Origin of the sequence: Pseudomonas sp. (genome assembly GCF_050739655.1) — a bacterium.
In the GTDB taxonomy this organism is placed as follows: Bacteria; Pseudomonadota; Gammaproteobacteria; order Pseudomonadales; family Pseudomonadaceae; genus Aquipseudomonas.
The window spans coordinates 1-6309 of the sequence record NZ_JBOIBY010000302.1; the positions used below are offsets into that span (position 1 = coordinate 1).

Sequence of the window (6309 nt, forward strand, 5' to 3'; positions counted from 1 at the left end):
CTTCAGGACGCCGCGTTCATTCAGAATGTCTGCGTTATCGTTAAAGATTTTCGCGAGCAAGCTCGCTCCTACAGTGGTCTTCGTTCGCTTAAGTGAACAGCATTACGGCCAGGCGCCGGGTTTTTCGTTTCTGTCACCAGGGTGCTGGAACGTTTGGCTGTAGGACGCCTCGAAACTCATACACTCCTGAACAAGTGAGGCTCGCCATGACCCCGGAAACCGAAGGCAAGGAAGAGAAGGGTTCGAGTGGACGGCCATTCATCAACGATCCTGGCAATGAAGATCCGGGCTCCCTGATGGATGACGCGACTGTACCGCTCAACGATTCCGATGATGCGGGCGACGTCGGAAATCTCGAGTTTGAAGAAGAAGATGATGATGAAGACGACGGCGGTCAGGAGGATTAATGACCGTTGTTGCGGCTTCGACCGCTGGTCTTCCTGATCGAACCCGTGCACTGAGACTTTCCTCGAAGGGTCAGGGCCTGCATTTCAGGCTCTTCGAGAGGTGCACGATGAACGCTGACCCGAAAGACTCCGACACCGACGAAACCCCCGAGTATCCGCTGCCTTCTCCCACTGATCCGTTGGATCGTGACCAACGTCCACCCGATGATGACGCAGGTGTCGAGCAGGTGCCCAGCGAAGACATCAAGCGCACGGATGTCGAGACCGCGCCGCTGGATTGACCCTCAAGATTGCCCATTGCTCTATGGCAACCCCGCTCGCTATGCTGCTGAAACCTTTAATCAGTCACGGAGCCGGCCGTACCTGAGCCGCCCGGGATGTCGTTAAAAACGGATCAGATGCGATGAATGCACCGCGCAAAGAATTCGGCCCGATCAAGGCCGTGATTTTCGATATGGACGGCTTGCTGCTGGACACCGAGGGCATTTACACCGAAGTCACGGCGACGATCGCCGCGCGTTATGGCCGTACTTTCGACTGGAGCGTGAAACAGAACATCATCGGTCGCGGCGCGGGTGATCTGGCGCGTTATGTGGTTGAGGCGCTGGATTTGCCGATTAGTGCCGAAGAGTTTCTGCTGATCCGTGAGCCGCTGATGCGCGAGCTATTTCCTACAGCGCAGGCGATGCCCGGCGCACAGGAGTTGGTCCGGCATCTGAAGGCCCACAACATTCCCATTGCGGTAGGCACCAGTTCTTCGAGCCAGTCGTTTGGCCAGAAAACCACGTTGCACCGCGATTGGTTCGCGTTGTTCGACTTCGTTGTCACCGCCGATGATCCGGAAGTAGGTGCGGCGAAGCCGGCGCCGGATATCTTCCTCACCGCCGCGCGGCGTTTGGGTGTTGCCCCGCAGGATTGCCTGGTGTTCGAAGATTCGCCGTTCGGTGTGACGGCGGCGAAAGCGGCAGGCATGACAGCGATTGCGATCCCGGATGCGGCCATGGCCGATGAAAAGTACGCACATGCCGATGGCATTCTTCGTACGCTCAAGGCATTCGTACCGGGTGCCTGTGGCTTGCCGGCGCTTGAGTGGGCCTGAAAAAAGCAATGTGGGAGCGGTGCTCCCACATTCAGGATTGCGTCTGACTTATCAGGCGCCAAAACCACCATCGATGGTCAAGCTCGCGCCCGTGATGTAGCCAGCTTCGGGACCGGCGAGGTAAGCAACGAAACTGGCGATCTCTTCGACCTCTCCATAACGCCCTACAGCCATCAGCGGGATCAGGCTTTCGGCGAAATCGCCCTGTGCCGGATTCATGTCGGTGTCGACCGGGCCGGGTTGGACGTTGTTGACGGTGATGCCTTTAGGGCCAAGATCCCGGGCCAAGCCCTTGGTCAGGCCGACCAGTGCCGACTTGCTCATGGCATACGGGCCACCACCGGCGAAGGGCATGCGATCGGCGTTGGTGCTGCCGATGTTGATGATGCGGCCGCCCTCGGTCATGTGTTTGGCTGCCGCCTGGGTGGCGATGAACACACTGCGGACGTTGATGGCCAGGGTCTGGTCGAAATCTTCAAGCTTGAATTCTTCAAGCGGTGCAACGGCCAGCACGCCAGCGTTATTGACCAGAATGTCCAGTCGACCAAAGGTTTCCACAGTCGCGCTCACAGCGTTGCGAATGGCCTCGGCGTCGGCGCTGTCGGCCTTGATAGCGAGGGCTTTGCCGCCGTTAGCGATGACGCTGTTTTGCAGCTCTTCGGCCTTGGTCGTGGAGCTGACATAAGTGAAAGCTACTGCCGCGCCTTCTGCGGCCAGGCGTTTGACGATGGCGGCGCCGATGCCGCGGGAGCCGCCTTGAATCAAAGCCACTTTGCCGCTGAGGTTCTGAGTAGTCATGTTGATCTCCAAAGTCCCGAGGCGAGATGTCTCGGTTGATGGAGCCTAGTATCGATTCAGGATTACACGCTGAGTAGACGGTAATTGCGATAGTCTGTGTAAACCAAAAGTTTATAGTGGCAACTATGGAAACCTTCAGCAGTATCGAATGCTTTGTGCGCAGCGCCGAGGTTGGAAGCTTCGCCGAAGCTGCGCGGCGCCTGAGTCTGACCCCGGCTGCGGTGGGTAAAAGCGTGGCCAAGCTGGAGGCGCGGCTGGGTGTGCGGTTGTTTCAGCGCAGCACCCGCAGCCTGACACTCACCGAGGCTGGCCAGCTGTTTTTGAGTGAAGTCAGTGCCAGCCTGCACACGATCCAGAATGCCGTGGCCAACCTCGCCAGCGCCGAGGGACGCCCGGCAGGGACGTTGAAAGTCAGCATGGGCACGGCGTTCGGGCGCTTGTACGTGGTGCCATTGCTTGGCGAGTTTTTGCAGCGTTTTCCGGCGATCAATCCGGACTGGCATTTCGATAACCGTCAGGTCGACCTGATTGCTCAAGGTTTCGATGCCGCGATTGGCGGTGGATTTGAGTTGCCGCAAGGTGTGGTTGCGCGAAAGCTGACGCCGGCCCATCGTGTGTTGGTGGCGTCCGCTGATTATTTGGCGACGCGCGAAGTCATCTTAGAGCCCGATGATCTCAAGCATCACGACGGCATTCTCATTCGCTCGCCGCAGACGGGGCGCGTACGTTCCTGGCAGTTGACCAGTCGCACGCAGCAGCACAGTCCGTTGACTCTCAAGACACGAATGACCATGAGCGATTCCGAAGCGGCTTGTGCCACGGCGGCTCAGGGTTTGGGCATTGCGCTAGTGAGCATGCCGTTCGCGGTGGGCTATCTGGAGGCGCGGACGCTGCAGCGGGTGTTGCCGGATTGGTATGTCGATGATGGCAATATTTCTATCTATTACGCCGAGCATAAGCTGTTGCCGGGAAAGACCCGGGCGTTTGTGGATTTCGTGATTGAGCAGTTTGCGCAGCAGGGGTTGGGGCGCAGGTTTAGTGCTGTATGAGTCTGACTCGGCACCGAGTCGCCCCCTTCGCGAGCAAGCCCGCTCCCACAGGGGGATTTGTGGTTGTCACAAATTTAATGTGAGAGCGGGCTTGCCCGCGAAGAACGATAACGCGGTTTATCTGGCAAACCGCTCCGCCCAGCCAATAATGCGTTTCGGCCTTGGTGTCGCATACGTGCGCACCTTGGAGGTCGACAATCCCAGTCGCACCAGCGATTCAGCAATGGTGACCGCCGCCGTCACACCGTCAATCACCGGCACGCCGGTACGCTGGCGAATTTGCTCATCCAGCCCGGCCATGCCACCGCAGCCCAGGCAGATCACTTCGGCTTTATCCTGGGTCACTGCCAGTTCCGCCTGATGCACGATCGCCTCCAATGCACGTTGCGGCTCGTGTTCCAGTTCCAGCACTGCCAGGCCGCTGGCTCGCACTGACGCGCAGCGGTCCCAGAGTCCGGAGAGTTTCAGGCGGTCCTCGATCAACGGCACAGTACGGTCGAGGGTGGTCACCACCGAATACGCATGACCGAGGAACATTGCGGTGCTCGCCGCCGCATCGGTAATGTCCACGACCGGCACGTTGAGCAATTCCTGCAAGCCTTCACGGCCGTGTTCGCCATACCCGGCCTGGATCACGGCATCGAAGGGTTGATCGTAGGCCATCACCCGATCCATGACCGCAATGGCAGCCAGGTAGCTTTCGAAGTTGCCTTCGACGGAGTCGGCGCCGAAGTAGGGCGTCAGGCCAACGATTTCCGTTCCGGGCGCGGCCACTGCCTGAGCCGAGCGGGCGATGGCCTGGGTGATGGATTCGGTGGTGTTGACGTTGACCACGAGAATTCGCATGGGAAGTCCTTATAGCGGGTGGTTCTGCGGCCCGAGGTTGCCGGGCCGCGATGGAGTTAATGGCTGACGTTGTCCACAGCGATGGCTTCGCCGCTGACGTCTGCGTAGTGCGGTTGGTGTTTGGCAATGATCAGGTAGAGCATCCCTGCGATACCGGCGCCAATCAGCCAGGAGAACGGCGACACGCTGTGAAAACCCGGTACCAGTGCCAGGACAATCGCGATCAAGGCTGAAGGAATGAACGCTGCCACGGCGCGCAGATTGACACCGCGGCTGTAGTAATAAGCACCGTTCGGGTCTTCGCTGTACAACTGCGGCACGTTGACCTGACCTTTTCGTACAAGCCAGTAGTCGACCATGATCACGCCATACAACGGGCCGAGCAGGGCGCCCAGGCCGGACAGGAAGTACACGATCACCAGTGGGCTGTTGTAGAGGTTCCACGGCAGGATCAGCACGGCGATGGTGGCGCTGATCAGCCCCGCACGGCGGAAGGTCAGGTATTTGGGTGCCAGGTTGCTGAGCACGAAGGCCGGCGCGACGAAGTTGGCCATGATGTTCACCGCCACGGTGACGATCAGGAACGCCAGGCAACCGAGCACCAGGAAGAAGGTGTTGGGGATCGAGGCGATGATCTCGGTCGGGCTCTCGATGATCCGGCCATTGATCTGAAATTGCGCACCGCACAGCAGAACGGTGATGGCCGCGAACACCAGAATGTTCACCGGCAGGCCCCAGAAGTTTCCGATCTTGATGGTTTTGCGGCACGGGGACGAGCGTGCGAAGTCGCAGAAATTCAGGATCAAGGTGCCGTAGATCGCCAGCCACAACGCGCCACCGGCGAAGATATTGCGCCACATTTCGCCGCCGGTCAGCGGTTCGCGGATTGACCAGGCGATGGTCGCATCGGCTTGGAAATACATCCACGCGGCGAGGGACGCGACAGTCAGCAAAATCACTGGCCCGGCGAACGCCTCGTAGCGGCGCACCATTTCCATGCCATAGGCGAGAATCGCCAGCTGCACGAACCAGATTGCCACAAAGCACACCCAACCCAGGGTCGACAGACCGAGGATCGAGTCGTGGTCATATTCGGCGAATCCGGGGTGGACGGCGGTCAGTAACACTCGGAATACCACTGATGCCAGGTACGTCTGAATGCCGAACCAGGCGATGGCGATAACGGCACGGATCAACGCCGGAATCTGCGCACCGTGGATCCCGAAGCTGATGCGGCTGATGACCGGAAACGGCACTCCGGTCTTCTGGCCCATGTAGCCGGAGAGGTTCATGAAGAAGTACACCAGCGCCGCGCCGATCCCCAGTGACAGAAGAATCTGCCAGCCGCCAAGGCCCAACGCGTACAGGCCGATGGCGAACGAGTAGTTGGCGATGTTGTGCACATCGTTGGTCCACAGGGCGAAGATGCTGTACTTGCCCCAACGCCGGCCTTCGACCTTGGTTGGCGCCAGGTCCAGGTTATGCAGGCGGGGACTGAGCACCACGGGGCATTGCTGTGTTTGATCTCTGTGGGTGGAGTGGGTGGAGGGCAGATCCAGCGCAATATTGTTGTTTGAGAGACTTGTACGCATTCCGGCAGGCTCCTGATGCTCGACTCCGCGATGACTGTGCATGAGCGCAAGGCTCGGCAATCTTCGTCGCGGGTAGCGAATATCATTGGTTACGGGGCATCTGCAGCCTGTACGGGATAGGGCGCTTCAGGCTTGCGGATCTAAGTGTTTTTATGTTTTGAGACGATTGTATACAAAACATGTATGCACTAAAGCCAGATCTGTGCCATTCGGGAGATCTATGCAATGCGCCGCTCATTTCGTTTGGTTATGGCTTTTCGCCAAGTGGCTGAAAAATTTGGGATATAAATTGACCTGTTGAACAGGTATTTATTTTTTGAAGGGGATTAGCAGGATTCTGCGAGTGCAGTGCAGGCGTTGAAATGTAACTTTAGGGGGCGCAGAAACAAAAAGTGCACACATAAATGACACCGATGGTGACATTCGTGTGTACACATTTTTTCGGGGCGCAGATAACACTGTGGGAGCGGGCTTGCTCGCGAATGCGGAGTGTCAGTAGACACAGTGTTAGATGACAC

General features: G+C 58.4%; 7 protein-coding genes. 4 read left to right on the top strand and 3 right to left on the bottom strand.

Translation table 11 applies throughout. The features are described from left to right. Positions 1 to 206 precede the first annotated feature (206 nt). The 3 genes from ACRESJ_RS14665 (at position 207) to ACRESJ_RS14675 (ending at position 1506) form a co-directional block, all read left to right on the top strand. The gene (locus ACRESJ_RS14665; RefSeq protein WP_431758534.1) at positions 207 to 407 is read left to right on the top strand and encodes a hypothetical protein; all 201 of its coding nucleotides are present in this window, start codon (positions 207 to 209) and stop codon (positions 405 to 407) included. Between the two features lie 107 nt (positions 408 to 514). Next, entirely contained in the window at positions 515 to 688 is a 174-nt protein-coding gene (locus tag ACRESJ_RS14670) for a hypothetical protein (RefSeq protein ID WP_431758535.1), read from the top strand. 122 nt (positions 689 to 810) lie between these two features. Continuing rightward, positions 811 to 1506, top strand: coding sequence for an HAD-IA family hydrolase (locus tag ACRESJ_RS14675; protein WP_431758536.1), 696 nt, complete (start codon positions 811 to 813; stop codon positions 1504 to 1506). Between the two features lie 51 nt (positions 1507 to 1557). Here the strand turns inward: ACRESJ_RS14675 and ACRESJ_RS14680 are convergent, their stop codons facing one another. Then, positions 1558 to 2304 (bottom strand): 3-oxoacyl-ACP reductase family protein, encoded by a 747-nt coding sequence (locus tag ACRESJ_RS14680; protein WP_431758537.1) that lies wholly within the window; start codon positions 2302 to 2304, stop codon positions 1558 to 1560. A 125-nt stretch (positions 2305 to 2429) separates the two neighbouring features. Between ACRESJ_RS14680 and ACRESJ_RS14685 the strand changes: the two genes are divergently transcribed. Then, complete coding sequence (locus ACRESJ_RS14685; protein WP_431758538.1) at positions 2430 to 3353, top strand: LysR family transcriptional regulator; 924 nt, start codon at positions 2430 to 2432, stop codon at positions 3351 to 3353. A 117-nt stretch (positions 3354 to 3470) separates the two neighbouring features. Here the strand turns inward: ACRESJ_RS14685 and ACRESJ_RS14690 are convergent, their stop codons facing one another. Together ACRESJ_RS14690 and ACRESJ_RS14695 are read right to left on the bottom strand one after the other, a co-directional pair. Continuing rightward, positions 3471 to 4199: an aspartate/glutamate racemase family protein gene (locus ACRESJ_RS14690; protein ID WP_431758539.1), complete on the bottom strand. Its 729-nt coding sequence runs from the start codon at positions 4197 to 4199 to the stop codon at positions 3471 to 3473. Between the two features lie 56 nt (positions 4200 to 4255). Then, complete coding sequence (locus ACRESJ_RS14695; RefSeq protein ID WP_431758540.1) at positions 4256 to 5791, bottom strand: NCS1 family nucleobase:cation symporter-1; 1536 nt, start codon at positions 5789 to 5791, stop codon at positions 4256 to 4258. Between the last annotated feature and the right edge of the window lie 518 nt (positions 5792 to 6309).

Coding starts and splice junctions, on each gene's coding strand:
- ACRESJ_RS14685 (WP_431758538.1), top strand. CDS start 2,430: ATGGAAACCTTCAGCAGTATCGAATGCTTTGTGCGCAGCGCCGAGGTT.
- ACRESJ_RS14690 (WP_431758539.1), bottom strand. CDS start 4,199: ATGCGAATTCTCGTGGTCAACGTCAACACCACCGAATCCATCACCCAG.
- ACRESJ_RS14670 (WP_431758535.1), top strand. CDS start 515: ATGAACGCTGACCCGAAAGACTCCGACACCGACGAAACCCCCGAGTAT.
- ACRESJ_RS14675 (WP_431758536.1), top strand. CDS start 811: ATGAATGCACCGCGCAAAGAATTCGGCCCGATCAAGGCCGTGATTTTC.
- ACRESJ_RS14680 (WP_431758537.1), bottom strand. CDS start 2,304: ATGACTACTCAGAACCTCAGCGGCAAAGTGGCTTTGATTCAAGGCGGC.
- ACRESJ_RS14665 (WP_431758534.1), top strand. CDS start 207: ATGACCCCGGAAACCGAAGGCAAGGAAGAGAAGGGTTCGAGTGGACGG.
- ACRESJ_RS14695 (WP_431758540.1), bottom strand. CDS start 5,791: ATGCGTACAAGTCTCTCAAACAACAATATTGCGCTGGATCTGCCCTCC.